Genomic DNA, 25,532 nt, shown 5'->3' with positions numbered 1-25,532 from the left:
TTACGCAATGCGTCTATGACTTAAACATCATCCTCACCTATCACTCTGATTATAAGGAGCAAGGATGTTTCTCGACTATTTTGCCCTGGGTATGCTGTTTTTTGTGGCGTTTGTACTCTTCTACGGCATTATCGCGATTCACGATATTCCGTATGAAATCGCCAAGAAACGTAATCATCCGCATCAGGATGCGATCCATTATGCAGGCTGGGTCAGCCTGTTCACCCTTCATGTCCTGTGGCCGTTTTTGTGGATTTGGGCCACGCTGTGGCGAGAGGACAGGGGATGGGGTTTCACCCAGATTCAGAATGAACAAAACGAGCTGCATCATGAAGTCCTGCAGCTCAGCCAAAAAGTGGAGCAACTGAGCGAGAAACTAACGGAGCTGGAGCACCGCCACACCCATCATTCCCCGTCGGCCAGTTCTGGTAATCCAACGCCACGACCACAGAAACCACAACAGGGAGATGAGCGCTAATGGATTTATTACTCATCCTGTCATACGTCGCCCTTTGTGTGGCGATTTTTAAAATCTTCAAGATTCCACTCAACAAATGGACCGTCCCCACTGCCGCCTTGGGTGGCATCCTGCTGATAGGTACCTTGATTCTGCTAATGAACTACAACCATCCGCATACCAATCTTGGCGGGCAGTTTTTTGTTACGACCCCCATCGTCCCGGTCGTTACAGGCAAGGTGACAGAAGTGCCGGTAACTCCCAACACCCTGATCCACAAGGGCGATATTCTTTTCAAAATCGATGCCACTACCTATCAGGCCGAAGTGAACCTGCAACGAGCAGCACTGGCTGAAGCCAAGCAGAATGTATTAGGGTTGGAGGCTTCATTTAAAGCTGCCCAAGCCACAACCGCCAAAGCGATCGCAGAGCGGGATCGCACCTACGAGCAGTTCAAGCGCTATGAAAAAGGCTTCAAACGTGGTGCCTTTACCGCCGCGGAAGTGGATAACCGGCGCCAGTTCTTTCTCAGCGCCGAAGCAACGCTTGACGCGGCACGGGCGGAAGAGCGCCGGGCTAAGCTGGCGTATGAATCCGAAATTATGGGAGAAAATACCAGTATCGCCAAAGTCCGTGCCCAACTGATACAAGCTGAGTTTAACCTGGCCGAAACGGTGGTCCGGGCTCCGACTGACGGCTATGTCACACAGGTAGCGTTGCGCCCCGGAATGATGGCTGTCCCCCTTCCGCTGCGCCCGGTGATGACCTTTATTCACAAAGAAGACCAGTACTTCGTCGGGGCTTTCCGGCAGAATTCCCTGATGCGCCTGCAGCCGGGCTTCAAAGCGGATTTCATTTTCCGGGCACTGCCGGGGCAAACGTTCCAGGGTGAAGTGGTCGAGGTGCTGCCTGCTATCGGCGAAAGCCAAATCCAGGCATCCGGCGTGCTGTATGGCAGCGATCGTCTGCTCAATCAGGGACGACCTCTGGTTAAGCTGATCATCACGGATGACATTTCCTCCTATCATCTGCCGCAGGGAGCTAACGTCGAGATTGCGGTGTATTCCGACAGTTTCGAACATGTTTCCATCATGCGAAAAGTGCTGATACGCATGAAGAGTTGGCAAAACTACCTGTTCCTTGATCACTGATCCGAGCTGGGCATGCGCCTGCTACTGATTCTGGCACCGAACATTCCCTCCGTTTGGTGCCTGTTTCTCCCCCCTTTCATTCTTGCCCCGTTCGATGACACAAACTTCAGTGACTCATGTTGGGTTTGGCTCTCTCCTGTTTGTCAGCCATTTATCCGCTGGCAACCTGCCTGAACGCACAATTTACTGCTTTTCTGCACCAACCGGCGAAGCGGCGTATATGCTTTATTTATCAAGATGTAATTACGTTCGATGATGATTCGGACAGGCAGGGAATGAAGCATGCTGTCAATTTTCGATATTTTCAAAGTGGGGGTTGGTCCCTCCAGTTCACACACCAACGGGCCTATGCTGGCCGGCTTTGATTTCAGCCAGAAAGCCCTTCCGTTATTAGATGTTATCAGCCGGGTACAGGTGAATCTGTACGGTTCATTGTCACTGACCGGCAGAGGGCACCACACCGACAGGGCCACGATGTTAGGGTTGATGGGTAATCAGCCGGATACCATCGACATTGCAACTGCCAATCAGGCACTCAGTGATGCCAGAACAACGCGAAGCCTCTCTCTCGCCGGACAACACACCGTGCCCTTTGATGAGCAAACCGATTTGCTTTTTCATCAGGAAAATCTGCCGCTGCATGAGAACGGCATGACGATCACCGCGTTTAACGCGGCTGGTGAGCAAATCCTGCTGGAAACCTATTACTCTATCGGCGGAGGATTTATCGCAACCGCCGACGAACTGCAAAACGGCATCAGCAGCAGCCAGGTTAAGGTGCCCTATCCATTCCACAGTGCGGATGATTTACTGACCCTCAGCGAGAAAGAAGGGATCAGCCTGGGGGCCATGATTCAGCGCAATGAGCTGGCCTTTCGCACTCAGCAGGCATTTGATGCCAAAACCCTGCAGGTCTGGGAGGTCATGACCAACTGCATGGAACAAGGGTTTGAAACAGAAGGCGTGCTGGAAGGAGGATTGCATGTGGTGCGGCGAGCCCCCGCATTGCTGAAAAAACTGGTCTCAAGTCAGGGCATTGATAATGACCCGATGACGGTCCTTGACTGGGTAAACCTGTTTGCATTTGCCGTCAGCGAAGAAAACGCGGCGGGTGGCCAGGTTGTAACTTCACCGACCAATGGGGCGGCGGGGGTGATCCCGGCAGTCCTGATGTACTACAACCAGTTCATTTGTGAACTTGAACTGAAACAACTGCGGGAGTTTCTCGCCGTCTCAGCCGCCATCGGAATGCTCTATAAAATGAATGCCTCAATTTCCGGTGCTGAGGTTGGGTGTCAGGGCGAAATCGGCGTGTCATCGTCTATGGCGGCTGCCGGCCTGACGGCCATTCGTGGCGGCAGTAACGAGCAAATCTGCATGGCGGCAGAAATTGCGATGGAGCATTCGCTAGGCATGACCTGCGACCCGATTGGCGGACTCGTGCAAATCCCCTGCATTGAGCGAAATGCCATGGGTGCTGTCAAAGCCATTAACGCCTCGCGCATGGCTCTGAAACGCAACAGCAAATCTCGGATTTCCCTCGACAAAGTCATTGAGACGATGTACCAGACCGGGAAAGACATGAACAAGAAATACCGGGAAACGTCATTGGGCGGACTGGCAATGATCCACCTGGCTCCACCTTGTGAATAATCGGCCTCATATCAATCGTCCCCGAACAAAAACAGCACATAAAAAAAAGCCACTGCATATGCAGTGGCTTCTTTGTATTACCCTCAGGCCGAATTACTTAAATTCCACCAGATTCTTTTCGTAAGTGTCGAACTGGGCTTTGACTTTCTGCGGTGCACCGCCGGTAGCTTTACTGAAAGCAACGATAGCCACACTCGCCAGGATGAAACCAGGGACGATTTCATACAGGTCAAAAATACCACCGCTCAGCTGTTTCCAGATCACCACCGTCAGGGCACCGGTAATGATACCAGCCAGAGCACCATGACGGTTCATGTCTTTCCAGAACAGGCTAATCAGCAATGCAGGACCAAATGCCGCACCGAAGCCAGCCCAGGCATAAGACACCAGACCCAGCACTGTGCTGTCCGGGTTCATCGCCAGTACCAGGGCAATGATAGACAGTACGATAACCGCAACCCGACCAACCATAACGATCTCATCAGACGACGCGTCTGGACGGAAAACTTGTTTGTAGAAGTCTTCTGCCAGCGCCGATGACGATACCAGCAGTTGCGAATCCGCTGTACTCATGATTGCCGCCAGAATCGCGGCCAGCAGGATACCCGCCATCACAGGGTGGAAAATTGAGTTAACCAGCAGCATAAAGATACGCTCGCCGTCATCCAGGCTACCTGCCAGTTGGTTATCAACATACAGAATACCTACTAGGCCAACCAGAATCGCACCGGCCATTGACAGAGCCGTCCAGCCCACCGCAATACGACGCGCCGTACTGATATCGGCATTGCTGCGTGTCGCTTTAAAACGCGCCAGGATATGCGGCTGACCGAAGTAGCCCAGACCCCATGCTGCCAGCGAGATAATCGCAATGGCAGACAACGGCTGGCCTTTCACGTCATTAAACAGCGTCATCAGTTCTGGGTTTTTCGCTGACAGCGAATCCGCCAGATCAACTGGCCCACCTGACATAGCCGCAATGGGTACGATCATCAGTGCCGCGGCCATCAGCAGCCCCTGCACCAGGTCAGTCCAGGATACCGCCAGGAAACCACCAAACAGGGTGTAAGACACCACACACACTGTACCGACGATAACCGCAATCGAGTAGTCCAGACCGAATACGGTCTCAAACAGTTTACCACCTGCAACCAAACCAGAACTGGTGTAGAAAAGGAAGAACATCAGAATAAAGAACGCTGAGATGGTTTGAATCAGTTTGGAGTTGTCATCGAAGCGACGTGCCAGGAACTCAGGCATCGTCAATGCGTTCTCCGTCGTAATACTGTAAGTACGCAGACGTTTCGCACAGATTAGCCAGTTCAGATATGTTCCCAGGAGAAGACCACCAGCCAGCCACAGCGATTCCAGACCCGCCGCAAAGGCATAACCCGGAAGACCCAGCAGCAGCCACCCACTCATATCTGATGCACCTGCCGACAGAGCCGCAGGCCACGGTCCCAGTGTACGGCCACCCAGGAAGTAATCTGCGGAGTTCGAGGTACGTTTGTACGCCACGTAACCGATGAGCAACATGGCAATCAGGTACGCGATAAACGTGCCGGTAATAGCGAAGCTATTTTCTATCATTATTGAGTTCCCTCACTTTGAGCCCCTGTCCATAGCAGGGGCTTTTTGCTTATTTGCTGTTGTGCAGCACACTGCTGTTACCAACGGGGGTCAGAAAAACAACCTTCCCTAAACCCCGTTGAGCAGTTATGGATTAATGTTCTTCACCGCTCCCCAACTCCAGCAGAGTCGCGTTACCGCCTACTGCCGTAATATTGATGGTTCGTGTCCGCTCGGTCACAAAGCGCAGTGAATACGTTGGACTGCCAATCACCGGCAACTGCGCGTAATCAGATTCACTGATCAGTTGCGCTAATTGTCCGTCACGGGCAGCAAGTTGGCGCGCAAGCACCATAGTGGTTGACGGTGAACCGGCGTACACAACGCCCGCTACCGCCGGATGACTGACCAGCTCAGACAGCTGGTCACTGTCAATGGCAGTGATAACACCACCAACACAGCCGCAGTGTTCCAGCTGTGTGACGACTTCTTTAGCCGACAGGGCAAAGCCCGCCGGGAAACATGCCAGTACGGTGTTACCGGTCAGCAGCGCAGTAGCCAACTGACCCAGTACCGCGACCAGCGGTGCATCATTGTCAGCCGTAACCACAAATACACCACGGCCAGCACAGTAAAGCTCGTTGGTTTCCCCCGTTGGCCCCGGCATCAGTTCCGTTTTAGCAACATGTTCCTCAGCATTACGGCACTGATACTCCACCATTGCGCGGCCTTCCGCCGGCAATTGCTCTGTCCAGCGACGCAGGATATCGATACGGGTTTCAAACCCCAGGTTGTTCCACCCTTCCCAAGCTGCCGAGCTGTTTTTTACTAACGTCGCAATAGTCATGATCACTCCTTAAATTTCTCGACCGCCATCAGGCTTCAACAACATCTTTGGTAAAGCGGTACAGATAGTGTGGACCACCTGCTTTCGGGCCTGTACCAGACAGCCCCTGTCCGCCGAACGGCTGAACGCCAACTACCGCACCGACCTGATCACGGTTGATGTAGCAGTTACCCACACGAGCACGACGCTCAATATGGGTGTAGGTACGTTCGTTACGGCTGTGAACCCCCATCGTGAGGCCAAAGCCGGTGTTGTTGATTTGGTCAATGACCTGATCAAGTTCGGAGGCTTTAAAACGAACGATGTGCAGGATTGGTCCGAAGTTCTCATTCTTCAGCACATCAATAGACGGAATTTCAAACGCTGTAGGCGCCACGAAATCACCGTGCTGGCAGCTATCATCCAGCTTCGCCTGGGCAACCAGCTTGGCTTGGTTCTTCAGGGACTGAATGTGCGTCATCAGTTTATTGCGGGCAGTCAGATCAATGACCGGGCCGACATCGGTTGAGTGCAACTGCGGGCGACCCACAGACAGCTCAGCCATAGCCCCTTTAATCAGGCTAATCACACGATCGGCAATATCCTGCTGAATGAACAGTACACGCAGGGCAGAACAACGCTGACCGGCAGAAGCAAAGGATGAACGCACAACATCACGTACCACCTGCTCTGGCAGGGCCGTACTGTCGACGATCATCGCATTCTGGCCACCGGTTTCAGCAATAAACGGCACCGGTGCACAGTCACGCGCCGCCAGGCTACGGTTAATCGCCTGAGCCGTTTCAGTCGAACCGGTAAAAGCCACACCAGCGATGCGGACATCGGATGTCAGCGGAGCACCCACCTCACGACCACGTCCTGGTACCAGCTGAACCGCACCAGCCGGGACCCCAGCTTCAAGCATCATCTCAATCGCACGGAATGCAATCAGCGACGTTTGCTCTGCGGGTTTAGCCACAACCGTATTGCCGGCCACCAGTGCTGCAGATACTTGTCCCAGGAAAATGGCCAGCGGGAAGTTCCACGGGCTAATACAGGTGAAGACACCGCGTCCCTGATAACTGATTTGCTTCACATTGCCATCAAAACCCGTTACCGCTTTCGGCTGGCTGAAATTCACAGACGCCTGATCCGCATAGTAACGACAGAAATCTACGGCTTCGCGCACTTCGTCAATGCTGTCCTGAATGGTTTTACCGGCTTCGCGATGACACAAAGCAACCAGTTCACCCAGATTGTCTTCCAGCAGGTCAGCCAGGCGCTGGATGCAGACTGCACGCTCGCTGGCCGGACGGGTGGACCATTCCGGATACGCTTGCTCAGCCACGGAAATAGCTTCAGCAGCAATCTCAGCATCAGCAAAAGCGACGTGCCCGACCGCTTCACGACGATCGTACGGCGCTTTAACGCCGAAACCCTGTTTGGTTTCGGTACGCACTTCACCGTTGATAATCGGGCCGGCCTGCCACTGATGTTCAGCAAACTTCGCAACCGACGCCGCAAACGGTGCCCATTCCGATTCAATCTCAATGTTAACCCCGGCAGAGTTCTTACGTGACTCTCCGAAAATCGCCGACGGCAATGGAATCAGGCTGTTGTTCAGTGATGGACGTGACAGCAGCGCATCCACCGGATGCTGAGTCAGCGTTTCAACCGGGCAGTTTGCATCCACCAAACGGTGAACGAACGAACTGTTAGCCCCGTTTTCCAACAGACGACGAACCAGGTATGGCAGCAGGTCTTTGTGACTGCCTACCGGCGCGTAGATACGCACGTTGGTGCCGTGCATGGCCATCACATGGTTGTACAGCGCATCACCCATCCCATGCAGACGCTGGAACTCAAAGTTACGGTTACCGCCAGACATGGCGACAATCGCCGATACCGTGTGGGCGTTATGGCTGGCAAACTGCGGATAGATCAACCCTTTCAGGTGAGACGACAGCAGGAAGCGGGCACACGCGAGGTAAGAGGTATCCGTTGATTCTTTGCGGGTGTAGACCGGGTACCCGGCGTAACCACTTTGCTGAGAAAGCTTGAGTTCGCTGTCCCAGTAGGCGCCTTTTACCAGACGCAGCGGGATCACATCACCCTGTTCTTTCGCCAGAGCAGCCAGCCAAGTCAGCACCGGCAGCGCGCGCTTGGAATAAGCCTGAACCACGAGGCCAAAACGTCCCCAGCCTTTAACGACATCAGAACGGTACAGTTTTTCAAACAGCTTCAGCGATAGCTCAAGACGGTCAGCTTCTTCCGCATCAATAGTGATGCCGACATTCAGTTCGCGTGCACGTTTTAGCAGCGACAGCACTGACACGTACATCTCATCCAGCACACGCGCTTCGTTCGATACGTCATAGCGTGGATGCAGTGCAGACAGCTTGATCGACACGGTTGGGTCTGGCGAACGGCTGAAGTTGTTCTTGTCATTTTCACGGCCAACGGCTTCGACGGCCATGATGTAGTCTTTGAAATATTTATCCGCATCCTGGGCAGTCAGCGCCGCTTCACCCAGCATGTCAAAGGAATACGTAAAGCCCTGCTCACGCTTGGTCTTACCGTTTTTCATCGCTTCGGCGATGGTACGGCCCAGCACGAACTGGTGGCCCATGATCTTCATCGCCTGATTCATCGCCTGACGAATCACAGGCTCAGACATTTTGTTGACCAAGCGGTTAATCACGTGGCCTGGCGTACCGTCTTCTTTGGCATCCATAGTCACGACTTTACCGGTCAGCATCAGACCCCAGGTAGAAGCGTTTACAAACAACGAATCAGAGTTCTTCAGGTGCGATTTCCAATCTGCCACACTGAGTTTGTCGCGGATCAGCGCGTCAGCAGTTTCAGCATCCGGAATTCGCATCAGGGCCTCAGCCAGACACATCAGCAGGATCCCTTCTTTGGTATCCAGACTGTATTCAAGCAGCAGCGCATCGATCATTTGGATCGCATTCTGATCGGCACGAACGCGCTCAATCAGGGTCGTAGCCTGTTCCGTTGTGTATTGCAGCTCTTGCTCGGTCGGTGTTGCCAGCGGGATAAGCTGGTTCAGCCATTGCGACTCATCCACCGCGTACAACGGTGAAATCAGCGACCACAAGTCGCTTAATGGACGCTCAATAAAAGTAGGCTGAAGTACTTCTGCCGCATTGAACATAAGTGATTCCCTCATGATTGAACCTGATCCAGAACTCAGCAGATATGTTGGCTGAATGTCCTTCCCCAGGATAAATGTTACATCAGTGTTACTGTTGAGGAGATTTTATTTTCCGGCAACCCTGGAGTCTTGCTGTATTCTCCGATAATTTTTAGAAAAAGTCCGGCCTTTAACAAAAATCGACCCAGGATTTTTAGAAATGATGCATTTTTACTTAACCGGTAGCATAAAAAAGGTCACAAACCCACCAGTTAACGATGGTCAGAAACAGACCAGAGAGGTGGAACGATGATCACGGAAGGATAAAAGCCATACACGGGTACAGTGCGCTGACGGGAAAATGTAAAAAGAAGGCTAACAGCGGGTAACATCAGCCATTCTGAACAAGGCTGAGTTGTTACAGAAACAACGCCTGATTTGACAGTGGCCATTTACGATTCAGCCACTCATGCGGCAGTGCCGAGAGAGGCCGCAAGCATTGTCGTAAACGCACTGTTGTCACAAGAAATGAAGGTGAGAGGGTTGAAAGCTCGACACTTAACCAAACAAAAAACAAGAAGACAGATTTTGTGGGCAAACAGCGGAACGCTGGCTCAATAGCCCTGATTATCTTTGCGATAACGTGCCGGTGGCTTACCAAACAGACGGGTAAATGACTGGGTAAAACTGCTTTGGCTGGCAAAGCCGGTACTGTGGGCAACCTGCGCCACACTCAGTTTGGATTCTTCAATCAGCTCACGCGCCAATTCCAGACGTTTTTTCAGTACATACTGGTGCGGAGTCATACCGGTTTGTTCTTTAAACAGGAAATGGAACTGACTTTCTCCCAGAAACACCAGACCAGCAAGCTGCGACACGGAAATTTTCCGGGTCAGATGCTGAACAATGTACTGATCGATGATATCCATATTCAGGCGATAGAAATGACGCTCCTCATTCAGCGGTTTGAAGTGCCGATGCAGGACACACATCAACGTATCGGTACACGCTTTGCTGAGCAGTAAGTCATCGGGGTGTGCAATCATCTCAGCAGTCAGCACCTGGATCAGGTTTTGCGCCTGGCGATCCAGATGAAAATAACCGGATTGTTCAAACAGGCGAGACAGGTTGTTCGATGTATACACAGCCTGTGATTGTTCGACCGGAACATTAAGCACCAGAATTTCATTGTTACCGATACCGGAAAAGGCGTGTTCCGAATCCGCCGCTACCAGGCAGCCCTGCCCCGGGCAGACCAGATTTCCCGCCCCTTCAATATCAAATTCCGTTTGCCCGGACAGCCCAATCACGACCTGGTTATAACCGTGGTTGTGATGATCCATCTGTTCCGGCAGCTTGATGATCTCGGAAGGTTTGTAGGTCACCGAATATAGCTTGTCACTCATGCTAAAAAGTTGCAGGGCCGTAGTAAGGACATAGAAAGATCATACCATACCTTCTCCCCCCACGATAACAGCGGAACTATGATCAAGAAGCAATTATTTACGGCGGATGTCGTTTCAAATCACTTCTGTTGATTTTCAACACAAATTTCCCTAATCGAGGTCACTCATCACCTCGCAATCGACGTTAAGTGTATACATTTTCGCCGCTCCAAAAATGGAATTTAAATATTTTAAATCATATAGATAGAAAATTGATCCGAGAATCATCAGGATAAGCCCGCCCAACCAGACCCACACCTCCGCCACAACGATGGGGTTTCCCTTGATCATGCTTCAGGGCCAGTGTGAAAAAATGGATCGGGATCGTACTTGATCATCGTTCCAATTGAACCAACACCCTCCGTTATTTAGCCAGCCTTGATCATCGTTCCATATATTATCAACACCTTAGCGTCCGTTTGTCACATGGATAACGACGCCGAGTGACTCAATGCATTCCCATTAAGATCAAGTGGTTACCGATCCGATGATCTTGTTACACAGTGTATGTTAATTGTGCTACAAATAGGGCTCACAATAAGGATACCGTTTCATGAACGAATTTTTCACACAGCTGCACTACTCTTTTTCCGTTACCGGGCCCATATTCTTGATGCTCGGGCTGGGGGTGTTCCTTAAACGTCGGGGGATTCTGACAGACCCGTTTATCGAAACCGGCTCCAAACTGGTCTTTACCATCACCCTGCCAGCCATGTTGTTTCTAAGCGTCGCCAAGGCCGATTTGGCCCAGATCGGCAATGTCAATCTGTTGGGGTATGCGGTTGTGGCCAACATTTTGATTTATCTGCTGTTTGAAAGCCTCGCCGGAAAGCTGATCAAGGAACGTCGTGATATTGGGGTCGTAGTGCAGGGCGCATTTCGCGCCAACACCGGAATAATCGGGCTGGCGTATGTCAGCAACGCATTCGGTGAAACTGGCCTGGCAATTGGCTCACTGTATGTGGCAGCCATTACGGTGCTCTACAACATTCTGGCGGTCATCACCCTCAGCCGGGCAAACCCGCAACAACAACAGCTGGGCACCCGGTTTCTGATACGCTCCATCACCACCAATCCGCTTATCCTCAGCATCGTACTGGCATTACCCTTTTCCGTGTTTACGATTCCCATTCCGCAAATCCTGACCGATTCCGGCCGTTATTTTGCTGATATGACCTTGCCGCTTGCCTTGTTGTGTACCGGGGCCAGTCTGGATTTCAAGCAGCTTCGACAAAGTTCAACCCTGACCCACTTTGCCAGCAGCGGACGTCTGATTATCGCCCCCCTGCTGATCACACTGGCAGGCTATTGGGCCGGATTCAGAGAACTGGAGCTGGGTATTATCTTTTTGATGAGTGCAGCCCCCACAGCCGCAGCCAGTTATGTCATGGCACGAAACATGGGGGGAAATGCCAATCTGGCCGCCAACATTATTGCCATCACAACGTTAGGCTCACTATTTACCTGTAGCCTTGGCATCACCCTGCTAAAAACTTTCCGGCTTATTGACTAAATTATTTGGCTACCTGGCAAGGTAGCCATTTTAGTTATTTTTCTTCGCGATAAATGTCAGGTAAGAAAAATAAACCTCGTCGATAAAGCCCTGACCTGAAATATAAATTCTGATTATTGGTAGCAAATAAACAACGGGCATATCACATGTATGCATAACTGGGCAGTCGCATTATATGCCCGATACGCGATGTGACCTGTTTCACTTTTATGATTAAAAATAAATGTAACACCGATATGCGGTATATTTGAATAACCTGTCAATTAACTATGAAACTAACAGGATATTTTAAGAAAGAGGGTTAAATACGCGAATAGTGTGAAGAAATGTCAACTTTCACAGACAAAAATAACAAATCACAAAGTAAAAATATTGTCAATAGGTGAATTCCCCCCTTAAACTACTCGCCCCGCTGCGATACATTTAGTCCCGCAGGCAGCAGACGGGATTCAGCGTTTACTGTTTGCCGTATCCAGCTTTGGATACATGCCAAGCGGATTTGCTTTGATATACACCCTCATATCGAAGATTATGAATCTGATTGGATACCTCTTCTACACGTCGTACAGGATTGTGCTCTTCGGAGTCAAACTCTTGTCTTTGCCGACCTAAATAGGTCGGCTTTTTTTTGTTTTTCTCCATTAATGTCCAATTAACCGTCATCCGGATATTGTAACCCCGCCATATTCCTTTACACTTCCCTCTTGTATTTGGTTTAACGTTATTTGGTTCAGGCTGCGTAAGTGAAAAATAAAGTCGACCCGTCATTATTACATTTATTTAATCAACTCCCCGGATGCTGGGGCTGTAAAGATAAAGACTCTGTTTTTGTTTATGCAAATGCAGAATATGGGGAAATTATCGGGGTCGACCATCATTTAGATTGTATTGGCCGCACTGATTTTGATATGCCAAGCCCAACGGTGGAATGTGCCGAAGCATTTCGCGAGCAGGACAGCCAGGTTATTTTAACGGGCAAAAGAATGCGGGTGCTGGATATTCATCCCTACTCGGACGGGAGCTGGCGTGCACATTTATTCACTAAAACCCCGTGGCGAGATGAAAATAATGACGTCGTTGGCACGATTTTCTCTGGTGTCGAGCTGAAAGATACCGCCGTACTGGAAGTCGGGCACTGGATTTGCCGCGCAGCCGGCCTGGATCCGAAAGAACAAGCGTCTTTTAACCTGGATCTCAACCATCGCCCACTCAACCTAAATACCCGCGAGTCAGAAGTGCTGTTTTTGTTGCTTTATGGCAAAAAACCTCAGTACATCAGTAAGGTGCTTGGCGTATCAGTCAAAACCGTCGAAAACTATGTACTGCGACTGCGCGAGAAATTTAACGCCAACTCCAAAAATGAACTGCTGGATATCGCCTTGGATCTCGGCTACGGCTCACATATTCCGGAAAGCATGCTCAAACGCCAGCTTTCTGTCATCCTGAAAGAGTAACCGCCAGATAGAAAAAGATCGGATCTTTAGATTACGGTTTTGCAGTACCAACCCTGTTTCCAGATCAAAATCTGAGCGATAGCCATTGCCTATAATCCGCTCAGATTTGATTCATGGCCGCAAGCCACAGTTATTCTCGGAAACAGTATGAAACAGTTCACTATCACTTACGTTGTACACCCTCACTTCAATATTCCTTGCAAATACCACATTCAGGCAAATAATGAAGTGGAGTCCATTGCCAGCGCTGAGAAAGCGCTGAAACTTCGCCATCCGGAAGGCATCAGCATCGTTACCAGCCAACCGCAACTGGCCTGAACACAGAACACAAAAAAGAGCAGCCGAAGCTGCTCTTTTTATTCAGATGACACAAATACCGTGTTACGGCGCCAAGCGCTCAATCGTCCACTCCTGGCTATCTGCTGCCGTGCGCGTGTAGATAAAGCGATCATGCAAACGATTTGCGCCGCCTTGCCAGAATTCTATCGAGTTAATTTTCACCCGGTATCCCCCCCAGAAGGTTGGCACCGGCACTTCACCTTGCGCGAACTTCTGCTTCAGCTCCATGAATTTGCTTTCCAGCGCCTGACGGGCGGTCAGACGTGAACTCTGCTTACTGGCCCAGGCCGCAATCTGGCTTTCTTTCGGACGGGAGGTGAAATATTTCATCACTTCCATCTTGGAAAGCTTGGTTGCAGTGCCGGTGATATGTACCTGACGCTCCAGCGGGTGCCATGGAAAATGCAGGCTGATACGCGAGTTGTGCTCGAGATGGCTGGCTTTACGGCTGCCCAGGTTAGTGTAAAAAACAAAACCATCTTGATCGTAATGCTTCAGCAGAACAATTCGCTGATACGGCTGGCCATGTTCGTCCACCGTCGCAATTGTCATCGCAGTCGGATCCGTCAGATTGGCCGCTATCGCCTGGTCCAGCCATTTTTCAAACAGCTTTTCTGGCTGCTCAGGTAAATCGTGACGGCGCAATCCACCGCGTGTATAGTCACGACGAATATCAGACAATTCCATTGTTATCTCCGCTAGTTATCTGTGAAGTACGACTGACGCTAAAATTTTGCGCTTTGTCTTGGCGAAACACAAGCTGAATCCGGCAGGGTGCTTAACTGATAGCCACCTCGCTGAAGCAACGCCAAAAGTTTGCTACATTAGCCTTCTGCTTTTCCTGCTGACGAACATATGACGATAAAAAGAAAGTTCCTGACGCTGGCAGTCGTGATCGGCTGTCTCGGTACTGGTGCCGTTGCTTCACTGACCTATCATCAGGCTCAGCAACAACTCAACCAGAAACTGATCGCGAATGTTGACCAGCTGGGAAACAAAATCGACGTACAGTTAAAACGCTATAGTCGTTTGCCTCAAGTACTGGCCAATGATCCCCGTTTACTGGGGCCGCTTCTCAGTGATGTATCAGAACGATACCCGGTAACCAATCAATTTCAGGTCACCAGCCAGCTGCTGCAGGAGTGGTGCAACACCCTGGGCGCTGACACGATTTATCTGATGGATCCCAATGGCACGACACTGGCGTCCAGCAACTGGCAAGCGAAACAATCATTTGTCGGACAAAATTACCATTACCGTCCGTATTTCCAGCAAGCCTTTCAAGGCCAACACGGGCAATATTTTGCCTTAGGGGTCAGTTCAGAAAAACGCGGCTACTTCTTTTCGGCGCCGGTCCGTTATGAAAATACGGTACTGGGAGTACTGACGATCAAAGTTGATCTGTCGCTGATTCAGGATATCTGGCAATACGAAGAAATTGAGTATGCGATCACCGATGCACGAGGCATTGTGTTTTACAGCTCAGAACCAACCTGGCTGTATCACAGCCTGGCCGCCCTCAGTCCGGAAGTACGACAACAAGTGATTGCCTCACGACAGTACGGCAATGCTCCTCTGGCACCACTGACCCATTCCTCTACCCTGGCAGAATTCAATCAGCTTAGCTACCCGGTTATGAGTGCTCCGGGCAGCGGCAAACAGACCCGGTTTTCATTTGCTCGCCATGAGATGGCAAAAGCCGGCTGGACCATTTACGGTTTCACCCCATTGACGGCGGTCAGCCAGATGGTAGGACAAGAATTACTGATTTTTATCCTGCTGTATATTTTGCTGTGCTTTGCCCTTCATGCTTGGTGGCAGACTTACCGTGCTCGCCGTGATCTGGCGAAGCTGAACAGCAAGCTGGAACGGACGGTCACCAAACGTACCCAGAACCTGCAAAATGCCAATCAGCAACTCAAACAAACCCTGCGCCAGTACGAACTCAGCCAGGCCGAGCTGAAACAAACGCAATCAGAACTGATGCAAGCAGCCAAGTTGGCGATGCTGGGCGAGCTGTCTGCCAGCATCAACCATGAAATTAACCAGCCTCTGGCAGCCATGCGAACCTATGCCGAAAACTCCCGCAAATTGTTAGCAAAAGAACGTTTTGAGGCTGTCGCCGGAAACCTCGACGAAATTGTTCGTCTCAATGGTTTGGTTGCCGACATCATTGCCCGTTTTAAAGTTTTTGCCCGCAAGACTTCCCCGCAGGCAGCCACACGCCACACCAATGTCCATGAGTCCGTTCGTGCGGCTGCCGCCTTGCTGCGCACCAGCCTGATCAAGCAAGGGGTCGTGCTGCGGATCGGGGAGTTGAACGCCGACACGACAGTCGACATTGATGCAGTACAATTTGAACAAGTCTTGGTTAACCTGTTACAAAACAGCGTGCAGGCTTTGGCAGAGCACCCAGAGCCTCAGATAGGCGTTGATTTTACCTGTCATCAGAACACCCTGTCCTGCCATGTCTGGGATAACGGTCCCGGTTTATCGGATCAGCAGAAACAATCAGTTTTCAACCCATTCTACACCACTAAGCCAGATGGCTTAGGACTGGGTCTGACCATCTCCCAGCGCATTCTTCATGCCAGCCAGGGAGAACTGTCAGTGACAGATCATCCTGGTGGCGGCGCTGAATTTATTATTACTCTGCCTTTATCGAGTGAGAGATCCTCATGAACATTCCCGTCATTTTTATCGACGATGACAAAGCCATCCGTGATGCGCTAGGCCAAACTCTGGAGCTGGAGGATTATGATGTCCAGTTATTTCCCGGCGCCAAACCGGCTTTAGACGTGCTCGATAGCCAATTTCAGGGCGTGATCATTACAGATATCAACATGCCGGTGATCAACGGGCTGACCTTTCTCAAGCAGGCACTGGCCATTGATCCGGAATTCAGCATTATCATGCTGACCGGACACGGTGATATTTCGATGGCCGTCGAATCGATGCGAATCGGCGCCTATGACTTTTTGGAGAAACCATTCTCAACCGAACACCTGCTTGATGTGGTAAAACGGGCCGCTGACAAACGCCAACTGGTACTCGAGAATCGTGAGCTACGCCGTGAGCTGGAAGTGCAGAGTGGTCCGGGGCCTCGATTACTGGGCACCTCGCCGATGATCCGGCAACTGCGTCGGGTGTTGTCTCATCTGGCCCAGAATCCCACACCACTGTTTATCCATGGCCAGCACGGCACAGGGAAGTCGCTGGTCGCGCGCTTTACCCATGATCACAGTAACCGACAGCACTCCCCTTTCATTACAGTCAATTGTCAGACGGAACATCCTCATCAACTCCACCACGAGCTGTTTGGTCTCACCGACGATGAATCAGATCCCCTATCGGGTACGGCAGCGGCAAGCGCCTTTCACCGTGCCTCTGGCGGTACACTGTATCTCAAGCACATCGAACAGATACCGTCAGCATTGCAACTACCGCTCCTGACAGCGATTCGTGAAGCCAAAGCGCCTGAGTCACCCCGTATCATTGTATCCGCGGCTTTGGATAATCAGCAGCTGCAACATGCCTCTCCATTTGTCAAAGCGCTCTATTATGAGCTTGGTTTCGTCGGCATCGCCCTCCCGCCGCTGCACCAGCGACGGGAAGATATTGTCATGCTGTTTAAAAACTTTCTTCGAACGGATTGCAGTCGGTTCGGGATTGAACCGCCGCAGGTGGATAATGAACTGGAACATGAATTAACCCAGTACAACTGGCCGGGCAACATTCGTGAATTACGCACTTTTGCTGAGCGCTACGCCTTAATGGGAAAACAAGCCAGTCTGGGTGTGAATGGCGACATTACGGCAGCGTCCCACTCTCAGCAGGTCCCCACTCTGGCAGACCGGGTTGCAGACTTTGAATGCAAACTGCTGTGTGATGCACTTCACCGTCATCAAGGGCGGCTGAAAGACGTTCAGTCAGAACTTGGTCTGGCACGTAAAACGCTGTACGACAAACTCAAAAAATATGAGATAAACAAAGACGAATTTAAAGTCTCCTGAAATCAGCCAAACAGCGCGTTGCGCGCTGTAAAGGCCAGTAACGTTGCAGAATCCTTCGAGTCATATTCAGCTTTAATCACTCGCCAAGAAGTTTCCAACTCTATCTCAGCGCGCTTTTTGATAATTTAAGGCAGCAAACATCCTTACCGCCCTCGACTGATTCTGCACGTTGCGTTTCGAGACTGAGATATGACCATAATTAAATCTGCGTTCAGTTGGATAACTCTCTGCCTGACGCTGTTATTCCTGACCCTTTCAACAGCACATCTCTATGTGCTGAAAACGACTATTGACCATCAAACACATTCCCAGTTACAGCAAAGTTTACGGACCTTGGAGTCTTGGCTGACATTGCCGGATCATGTCAATCTGCTTCGCGCGGATTCTTCATCCTTAACAACTATCTTCACGACCCAGCTCAGACACACGCCAGGGTTATCGGCCGAACTCAGGTTGTCAGCGCATGCAGAAACGCCCCTGCACTGGGTATCTCGCACCGACACCGTTGTTACTGCACAGCCATGGTTTACAACAGTCGCTGATTTTCAGCCGTTAACGGTCAGAGAGTCCCTTATCTATCAGGGGAATCCAATGGGTGAGTTGATTTTTACATTATCGCCGGAAACGCGTGAACAGTTGCTATGGCAGGAAGCGGTTTCATTTTTTATCGTCGCCGGTGGTTGCAGCCTGATGCTGATGTTCCTGATCTTCATTGTACTGAACCATAAACTACGTTCCATCACCACCATTGCGGCGCAAGCCAACCTGGTGATGAACAACCAGTTCAAGAGCCTGCTGCCCTTACCGGGTGATGGTGAAGGACGGACAATTGCCCGCATGCTAAACCACCTGGCGGGCCAACTGGAATCAAATTTCAAATTGCAGGCTAAAGAAGCCGTCAAACTAAAGGAACAGGCCTACCGGGATAATGTCTCTGGTTTGGGCAATCGCCATTACTTCATCAATCAGATTAACACCTGGTTGGCAGAATCAGCCAAAGGTGGCTTACTGCTCCTTAAATCTAAGCTGATCGATGACATATACCGCCATCGCGGTTTTACTGAAGGTGATGAGTTTGTCCGCAAACTGGCGGAAAGTATCAACAGCAATATCATCCACAGTGACATCACTCTGGCCCGACTCTCTTACGACGAGTTTGCCGTTTTGGCGCCGAACATTACGTCAGATAAGTTAACCATAATTGGGGAAAACCTGCTGGGCGTGCACCAAGAATTGCAAACCGCTTCAGGCAGTGAGTCGCCAGACAGTGTTCACATCGGCTTACTGATGGCGACCCATCCGGGGAATGCCAGCCAGTTACTGGCTCAGCTGGATAACGTACTGGCTCAGGCCGCACGTAACCCCGACCACCCGCTGACATTAGCCAATGATAACGAGCACCCGATCGCCTTTGGCAAATTGCAATGGAAAAACCTCCTACTGGAAGCCATTGACAATGATGGCATTCAGTATCAGTACCAGCCTGTCGCCAATGAGAATAAAGGGATTTACCACTATGAAGTGTTTTCGGCCATTCAAAAAGGCCAGCAACGTTATACAGCCGGTCAATTTCTTGGTGCCATTGAAGATGTGGGTTCCGGCGTCGTCTTCGACCGCCACGTGATTGCCTATCACATTAACCGTCTCAATGCCGACAGCACGCTGGGCCCATTAGCAATCAACATCACGACAAACAGCGTGAGTGACCCAGCTTTTATTCGCTGGTTAAGTCAGATCCTGGAGCGTAATCAACGGCTCGCCAGCCGCTTGTTTTTTGAAATTCCGGAAACCAGCTTTGTGCGGACTCCGGATGCCTGCAGCTTGTTGTGCTCAGCAATTCGGTTTTACAAATTCCGCTTCGGGGTCGATAACTATGGCCGCTACTTTAAATCACTCGACTACCTGACAGAATTCAGGCCGGATTATGTCAAAATCGATTTTTCGTACACGCATCAATTGAATGACCAACAGAAGATAAACCTGTTGTCGTCCATTTCCCGCACGGCGCATAGTCTCAACATTCTAACCATCGCCACCCGGGTAGAAACGGAAACTCAGCTCGACCGGCTTTCCGATTTATTTGTAAGTGGTTTTCAAGGCTACATCATCGAAACTCGACAAAAGCAATCTCGGCTAAACCAGACGATTCGTGCACCCTTGCCATCCTATTAATGGCTGGCTGATTTACAGTGTAAATAGCATTTACACTGTAAATCAAAGTGGCTGCAGTACCAGTTCCTGGTCATCAAAATGGATTTTGGAAGGGCCATGTTCATTAGAGACCGAAATCAAATCTCGCTCTAACTGCACCTTAACGCCGGGATAGACTCGGTTCAGGACTTTGACTGCTACCAAGCGACGCACTTCATCATACTCGTCCCGCAACTGCTGTTGCTGTTCACGAAGCGATGTCATCAGACTTTGATGTTGCAGGGAAATCGTGCGAATTTTGTCGACTAACTCCGGAGGGCGGTTTGCTTGGGGGATTGAAAGTAACTTATGCTGAGCCTGCCGGATCTTATCTATTTGACCCAGTTCCGCATCAATTTCGCGCTGCACGGCTTGGATATGCTGCAATAAGGTCGGGGATTTCGTAAAAGCTTTTACCGTCGTTGGCACCCCCGCCAAAGCCCCGAGGTTCACCACCTTCACATTATAACCAGCTTCGACGTCCCCCCCACTTAACGTGCCGTGGCGCTTTAGCTGGTCCATGACAACGACTTCACCGGCGGCACGGATACGGCAATGCAATACGTGCAGGGTACACACCATATCCATCCCGGTTTCAATACCAGCAAACTGTGCAAATTTACTGGTGACACTGCCACCGGCAATAATCCGACACGCATAATCCATGCCCTCTTGCTTACGCCCAATGATTCCTTTCTGAATGACTACGTCACCGCCGGCGGTCAGCTCTGCGAGTTCGACAAAACCACCCACCACGATATTCCCGCTGGCCGTCACTTTCATCCCTGGGGTGACATCTCCGGAAATAATCACACTACCATCAAAGGAGATATGGCCGGTTGCCACATTCACCCCGGCAAGCGTTAATGCGTCATCAATCTGCATACCGCGTTTTTGACGAACAGGAATACCGGCCTTGTTGGCCAACAGAATATCCGGATCGGCTTGGCTGATCAGCGTCCCCTCGCCAGTCTCAAACTCTTCACTCTTACCCGGTTTAGCCGGTAATACCTTGCCGTGTACGGTGTAGCCCGGCGTACCTTCCGTCGCGGGGTAGCGCCTCATCAACGGCTGACCGGATTTTACGGTGACCAATTCTCCCAGATCCCGCATATCCACTTTACCATCATCAGTCTGCTGAGGACGCAACACACGAGAGCCTGCATCTTCGACTAACGGCTCAAAACGGGTGTTTTTACCGTGCTCGGGAAGCTTGCCAAATGCTACCGGCAACGATATTTTTTCACCGGGATTCAGGGCGAGAGTTTGACTAAGCAGGTGCTGCAACTGGGACTTACGAATGCCTTTAACAATATGATGCGACTGTAACACATCCAGTAACCCCGGTCCTGAAAGGTGTGTTCCACCATACGGAGCCGTTACGGTCAGAGAGGCCCGCATACCATCCGGATCAGTCTTAACCACCAATTGGGCATCACGTCGTTCAGCAACGATAATGGAATCTTTCGGGGAGGTGGGAGCAGGATGGCCTGAGGATCTATCGGCAGATTCAGCGGCCTGCGCCGTTTTAACTCTGGCCAATGCAGAATCTACGGCTTGTTCGAACAGGTAAAAGCGCTCCGCGCCTAACTCCGCAAGCTGAGCCAGAATGTCAGCCCGCGTCAGTTCCTGTTCCTGTCTCCCCGCAGCTTTCGGGATAAACAGTACCGCCTGCCCATCGTCAGAAAAACGAAGAAACCGTTCGGCCATTGCGACTCCCTTCCTTGAATACAGTAGTCATCGAATAACAGTCTCGCTATTCAATGAAATAATACCGAATCAATAACTTCGCCAATAATCGACAGGTCACAAATACAGCCAAGAAAACACCGCCAGATCACTGAATCAGTGATACCCCGCACATGTAACGTAACACAATCGCCTCAGACATCGAGAATCAGGCAATTAGTCGAGCCCAGCCATACCAGCCACTTGTTGTTCATTCAGCCAGTGATCGAGCACAAACTGATACTGATAGCGTGCCGGGTGTTTCTTATTCGAAGAGTCCGGGTCAAGGCGTACATAGCCATCCACCCTGCCAACAGAATGCAGATAGAGCTGGTAACTGGCTGTTGGCGGCAAGCGATGGTCAGTTTCAAAATACAGGGAATGGCGACTAACACGATTTATGGACACTTTCACTCCAACATCATGCCAATCAATCAACGTATCATCTGCCAGCGATTGATAGTGGAGACGGGCAGCCACGCCCCCTTTGCCGAGCGAGTAACAACGCTCATCCCACTGCGAAAGCGAGATATCAGGGGTTGAAATCAGCTTGCGCAGTGCAGGGCTGGGCACTTTTATCAGGCTCATGACGCCTCCTTATCAAACCGACGATAGTCAAAGAACGGAATTCGAACTTTTTTGTTTTAATTGTTTTGAGGTAAACGCAACTAGCCCCAAGCGCGGGCTGTCTTATAACATTAGTAAAAAATCTGCGGATCTTACAAATCACAATTACGTTATGGAACAACATTCTGTATATGAATTTACAGTGTAAATGAGGTGATCGCCATAAGATGGCTAGCTAGCACTGCGCCACAATAGCATCATTTTTGGAATGAGATTACAGGCCTCATCATAGTCGTTGATGGCTGCACGCTGTCCGCTATCCTTGCCGGGTCATAAAAAAGAACTGATTTACTCGGCAAGGTAGCAAAGAAATGACAAGAAAAGATTTACCGTTGAAAGGAATAAAAATTTACAGTGTAAATTCAGCTGGTCATCCCCGAAAATTCGGGAATCGGATGATGACCACGTTCTAGCAAAAATGCCAGAAAGCGCTGGGCATTTGCTGTCACAACCAATTCTTCAGGCATAGCGACATAATCAAGCAATGCTTTTACTGAGGTAAAATTTCCCACATCCGCCGCGAAATGGGCATCAGAGCCCGTGGTAATACGAGCCCCCAGTTCTTTCGCAAGTGATGCTATGTCCTCGCAGCGCGGTGCACTTCCTACTCGAGAACCTGACAACGACGAATTGTTAATCTCAATAACCACGCCACATTCTGCCGCAGCTTTAATAACACGCTCAAAATCAAAATCAAAATTGGGATTACCAAGATGCCCAAGCGCGTCTACCCGACCAGACTGAATCACGTTCAACAGAGTCTGGGTATGCGTTTCCCTGTCAGCCGGGTGAAAAACCGGTTCGTGAAAACTCGCTAAAATCCAATCAAGATGCTCAGCTACTTGAGGCGTGATATCAATCTCACCAGCAGGGTTGATAATATTTGCTTCGACACCTCGTAGCAGGCCAACCCCATGAAGAAAGCGCGGCAGAATTTTCTGATTGGCAAAATGCCAAAAATGCGGAGCACCAGGCATTGAGGGCGCATGATCCGTCACACATAACAAAGCTAACCCAGCCTCAGCAGCAGCTTGCGCATTTTCCAATAACGAGCTGTAAGCATGGCCACTGGCCAGTGTGTGCGTATGAGTGTCAACAACAATCTTCATTCAGACTCCTTGATGTCAGATGTATTCAGATGAGCATAAACAAGATCTCGCAAAACCTGCTCCGCTTGCTTCCTGCCCGCCAGGTTAAACGTTACAACCATATCACTCCAAGATTGCCGCTGGATGACCTTGGCAATAGCGTAAGCAAGAGTTTCGGCCTGCTCCTGAGTAGCAGTCAATAACGTCTGATTAAGCCAGATGGTCAACGCAGGCAAAGCCAGTTCGTAGCCCAAGCCTCCGGCAGAGTATAACGCTAAATGATGATCCACGATGTCTGCCGGCAATGATTGTACCGGCACCATCGACGGTAATAACATTAAGTACAGCGGTACAAATTGCTCTAAAGCCAACTGCGAGTAAGCCTCCATTGCATTGCTGGCAAAGGTGGCCGCAAATATGGTTGAAGCGGTCAGTTGCCAATGCTGGCTGACAGGTTCAAGTGCCCGCACGCAGAGTAAAGAAGGATAACCGCTGGCAGCATCATTTTTAAACCCGAGCCTGACCGGCATATAACCCGCCTTCTGCCAGAAACGTAATAACTCCGGCGCAAATCCAAAACTCGTCCCCAAGTAATCTACCTGACCAACAGCCCATCGCTCCGTAAATTGCAACATCGCCAAACCCAGCCCCTGTTGTTGCAAATCCGGATGGACCGCAATCCGTAAAATACGACCTGCAAGCTGACTGGCCGCTTGACCAATTCCCAGGTGTGCAGCGAGCGACTGAACCAGTAAATGTCCTTTCGGGCGGCGTGAGCCGTTCTGAATTTGCATCACCAACTCATCATCGAAACCGCCTTCAATCTGAACCAGACAGCAGCTGACAACCTGTTCATTGGCGTGACCAACCAGTACATGAAGCTGCGGGTCATTGAGCAGTGCAGTCAAGTCAGACGGGGATGTTTGATAATGCGCATTAACCAATAGACCAAACACTTGCCGCAACAACTTTTCATCCGATGCCAGCGTCTGTTTATCAATAGCCCGATAAGATATTTCGATACATGATGGCGAATCCGCACTATCCCCCTGCTGCTCGCCGATAGCGACCGCAGCTAACGCCACATCGTCAATATCAGCATCCAGCAGCAAGGCATTAAACACCCATCGTTCAAGCGGATCCTGCTCTGCCCAGCGAATCGGTTGTGCCATCTTAAATTCACGCCATTGCGGCATGACCTGATCCAGCAATGTCCGAAACTTCACCGCAAACCCACGCCCAGTGCCTTCATAACCATGTACCGTACTGGCAAAGACCAAGCGGTTATATCGCTGCAACAAGGTATGGAGAATCGGGGTCGGGATTGCCGCCGCTTCATCGACAAACAGCACATCGAGATTGGGTTGTTCAGCCAATAGCGCATCCGGCGAAAAAAATGCCAGCGAACCGTTGCCATGCTGAAGTTTACGTTGCTGGGAAAAAGGGAGCCCGAGACGCATAGCGCCGTGACGAAACACCGTTTCTGCCGCGGCATACGACGGTGCCGTAATCCCGATACGAAGCGAACGTTCAGCCAGTAAGCTGGCTGCTGCAAGACCAAGCGCCGCTGACTTGCCGCGGCCCCGGTCGGCAGTTAATACCAGCGGTCGCTTACGATGGCCGGTGACAACCCGCCGAATCGCGGTTATCGCCTGTGCCTGGCACACAGTCAGCGCGCCGGCATCAGCATCAGCATCAGCATCAGCATCAGCATCAGCATCAGCATCAGCATCAATCTTCGCAAGCTTTTCCGAGAATGGCTGATCACAACGCGATGTTTGCGCCCGCCCGTTGCCAGTGTCAGGTTCTCGCTCCGAATGGGAAACAACGAGAGGATAACTAACCTGCCCTTCCCTTAACCAATACACATCCGGTGATTGAAGCAACCCCGCCAGACGCCTGTCAAACATTGACGTTCGGGTCTGCAACCCTTGCTCAGGTAAAACAAGTACACAAAGACCGCCGCCAACCAGGGTTCCGGTCATTGCGCCAAATGCTTCTGCATCAAAACCATCACGCGCGTTGACAATCAGGCTTTCGCACTCACGGCCTAACCATTGCTTCGCCTGACGAAAGGCAATGGTATTGATCTCAGCCAACAGTGGCGGGCCGCATTGCAATGTCTTAGTGTCATCCTCAATAAACAGCTGCGCCGTCGAACGGGACCAAGAGAGACTTCCCTGGATAACGACCAGATAACGGCAACGGGCATAGCGCGCGCTTGCCTTCAGCTGAGAACAAAAAGCTTGGAGGGTATTCATGGTATGAACTGGGTACCTGAGTTTCTTGTGTTAACTCAGGCATCATACCAAGTTGCGGGAACAG

Annotated in this window: 18 protein-coding genes; 9 read left to right on the top strand and 9 right to left on the bottom strand. The window is 50.7% G+C overall.

What is annotated here, in order from left to right:
* The first annotated feature begins 64 nt into the window (after positions 1-64).
* The 3 genes from PGW97_RS24435 to PGW97_RS24425 all read left to right on the top strand — a co-directional run bounded on the left by PGW97_RS24435 (position 65) and on the right by PGW97_RS24425 (position 3,261).
* A complete protein-coding gene (locus PGW97_RS24435; protein WP_273860104.1) occupies positions 65-478 on the top strand; it encodes a DUF3302 domain-containing protein in 414 nt (137 codons plus the stop codon).
* Positions 478-1,608: an HlyD family secretion protein gene (locus tag PGW97_RS24430; RefSeq protein ID WP_273860103.1), complete on the top strand. Its 1,131-nt coding sequence runs from the start codon at positions 478-480 to the stop codon at positions 1,606-1,608. The genes PGW97_RS24435 and PGW97_RS24430 overlap by 1 nt, the downstream gene beginning before the upstream one ends.
* Positions 1,609-1,890: 282 nt before the next feature.
* Positions 1,891-3,261, top strand: coding sequence for an L-serine ammonia-lyase (locus tag PGW97_RS24425; protein WP_217391496.1), 1,371 nt, complete (start codon positions 1,891-1,893; stop codon positions 3,259-3,261).
* A gap of 93 nt (positions 3,262-3,354) precedes the next feature.
* Here PGW97_RS24425 and putP read toward each other — a convergent pair whose 3' ends face one another.
* The 4 genes from putP to PGW97_RS24405 form a co-directional block, all read right to left on the bottom strand.
* Positions 3,355-4,851, bottom strand: a complete 1,497-nt coding sequence (gene putP, locus PGW97_RS24420; RefSeq protein ID WP_047884969.1) for a sodium/proline symporter PutP — start codon at positions 4,849-4,851, stop codon at positions 3,355-3,357.
* A gap of 133 nt (positions 4,852-4,984) precedes the next feature.
* Positions 4,985-5,677 (bottom strand): aldehyde dehydrogenase family protein, encoded by a 693-nt coding sequence (locus PGW97_RS24415; protein WP_047884970.1) that lies wholly within the window; start codon positions 5,675-5,677, stop codon positions 4,985-4,987.
* Between the two features lie 28 nt (positions 5,678-5,705).
* Positions 5,706-8,831 carry a bifunctional proline dehydrogenase/L-glutamate gamma-semialdehyde dehydrogenase PutA gene (gene putA, locus PGW97_RS24410; protein ID WP_273860659.1) on the bottom strand — a complete coding sequence of 1,042 codons (3,126 nt, stop codon included), beginning with the start codon at positions 8,829-8,831 and terminating at the stop codon, positions 5,706-5,708.
* A gap of 593 nt (positions 8,832-9,424) precedes the next feature.
* Positions 9,425-10,216 (bottom strand): helix-turn-helix domain-containing protein, encoded by a 792-nt coding sequence (locus tag PGW97_RS24405; RefSeq protein WP_047884972.1) that lies wholly within the window; start codon positions 10,214-10,216, stop codon positions 9,425-9,427.
* Positions 10,217-10,808: 592 nt separating this feature from the next.
* On the opposite strand from PGW97_RS24405, the gene PGW97_RS24400 reads away from it, so the two are divergent.
* The 3 genes from PGW97_RS24400 to PGW97_RS24390 all read left to right on the top strand — a co-directional run bounded on the left by PGW97_RS24400 (position 10,809) and on the right by PGW97_RS24390 (position 13,540).
* On the top strand, positions 10,809-11,768 hold the full coding sequence (locus PGW97_RS24400; RefSeq protein WP_047884974.1) for an AEC family transporter: 960 nt from the start codon (positions 10,809-10,811) through the stop codon (positions 11,766-11,768).
* 743 nt (positions 11,769-12,511) lie between these two features.
* Entirely contained in the window at positions 12,512-13,222 is a 711-nt protein-coding gene (locus PGW97_RS24395; RefSeq protein WP_047884976.1) for a helix-turn-helix transcriptional regulator, read from the top strand.
* 147 nt (positions 13,223-13,369) lie between these two features.
* The gene (locus PGW97_RS24390; RefSeq protein WP_047884977.1) at positions 13,370-13,540 is read left to right on the top strand and encodes a hypothetical protein; all 171 of its coding nucleotides are present in this window, start codon (positions 13,370-13,372) and stop codon (positions 13,538-13,540) included.
* A 63-nt stretch (positions 13,541-13,603) separates the two neighbouring features.
* Here the strand turns inward: PGW97_RS24390 and pdxH are convergent, their stop codons facing one another.
* Complete coding sequence (pdxH, locus tag PGW97_RS24385; RefSeq protein WP_217391495.1) at positions 13,604-14,248, bottom strand: pyridoxamine 5'-phosphate oxidase; 645 nt, start codon at positions 14,246-14,248, stop codon at positions 13,604-13,606.
* A gap of 168 nt (positions 14,249-14,416) precedes the next feature.
* On the opposite strand from pdxH, the gene PGW97_RS24380 reads away from it, so the two are divergent.
* The 3 genes from PGW97_RS24380 to PGW97_RS24370 all read left to right on the top strand — a co-directional run bounded on the left by PGW97_RS24380 (position 14,417) and on the right by PGW97_RS24370 (position 19,746).
* Complete coding sequence (locus PGW97_RS24380; RefSeq protein WP_273860102.1) at positions 14,417-16,243, top strand: sensor histidine kinase; 1,827 nt, start codon at positions 14,417-14,419, stop codon at positions 16,241-16,243.
* Positions 16,240-17,574, top strand: a complete 1,335-nt coding sequence (locus PGW97_RS24375; RefSeq protein ID WP_273860101.1) for a sigma-54-dependent transcriptional regulator — start codon at positions 16,240-16,242, stop codon at positions 17,572-17,574. Before PGW97_RS24380 ends, PGW97_RS24375 begins: the two co-directional genes overlap by 4 nt.
* Positions 17,575-17,763: 189 nt before the next feature.
* Positions 17,764-19,746, top strand: coding sequence for an EAL domain-containing protein (locus PGW97_RS24370; protein WP_273860100.1), 1,983 nt, complete (start codon positions 17,764-17,766; stop codon positions 19,744-19,746).
* A gap of 42 nt (positions 19,747-19,788) precedes the next feature.
* Here the strand turns inward: PGW97_RS24370 and PGW97_RS24365 are convergent, their stop codons facing one another.
* From PGW97_RS24365 to PGW97_RS24350, 4 genes are all read right to left on the bottom strand, one after another.
* Positions 19,789-21,474 carry a FapA family protein gene (locus PGW97_RS24365; RefSeq protein WP_273860099.1) on the bottom strand — a complete coding sequence of 562 codons (1,686 nt, stop codon included), beginning with the start codon at positions 21,472-21,474 and terminating at the stop codon, positions 19,789-19,791.
* Between the two features lie 195 nt (positions 21,475-21,669).
* Positions 21,670-22,080, bottom strand: a complete 411-nt coding sequence (locus PGW97_RS24360; protein ID WP_047884982.1) for a hypothetical protein — start codon at positions 22,078-22,080, stop codon at positions 21,670-21,672.
* Positions 22,081-22,481: 401 nt separating this feature from the next.
* Complete coding sequence (locus PGW97_RS24355) at positions 22,482-23,228, bottom strand: phosphatase (protein WP_217391489.1); 747 nt, start codon at positions 23,226-23,228, stop codon at positions 22,482-22,484.
* Positions 23,225-25,468 carry a tRNA(Met) cytidine acetyltransferase TmcA gene (locus PGW97_RS24350; protein WP_273860098.1) on the bottom strand — a complete coding sequence of 748 codons (2,244 nt, stop codon included), beginning with the start codon at positions 25,466-25,468 and terminating at the stop codon, positions 23,225-23,227. The genes PGW97_RS24355 and PGW97_RS24350 overlap by 4 nt, the downstream gene beginning before the upstream one ends.
* Positions 25,469-25,532 lie beyond the last annotated feature (64 nt).

Origin of the sequence: Photobacterium sp. GSS17, assembly GCF_028621875.1 — a bacterium.
GTDB classification, from domain to species: Bacteria; Pseudomonadota; Gammaproteobacteria; order Enterobacterales; family Vibrionaceae; genus Photobacterium; species Photobacterium ganghwense.
The sequence above is the reverse complement of the archived record's forward strand: the minus strand, read 5'-3'. Positions and strand labels throughout refer to the sequence as shown.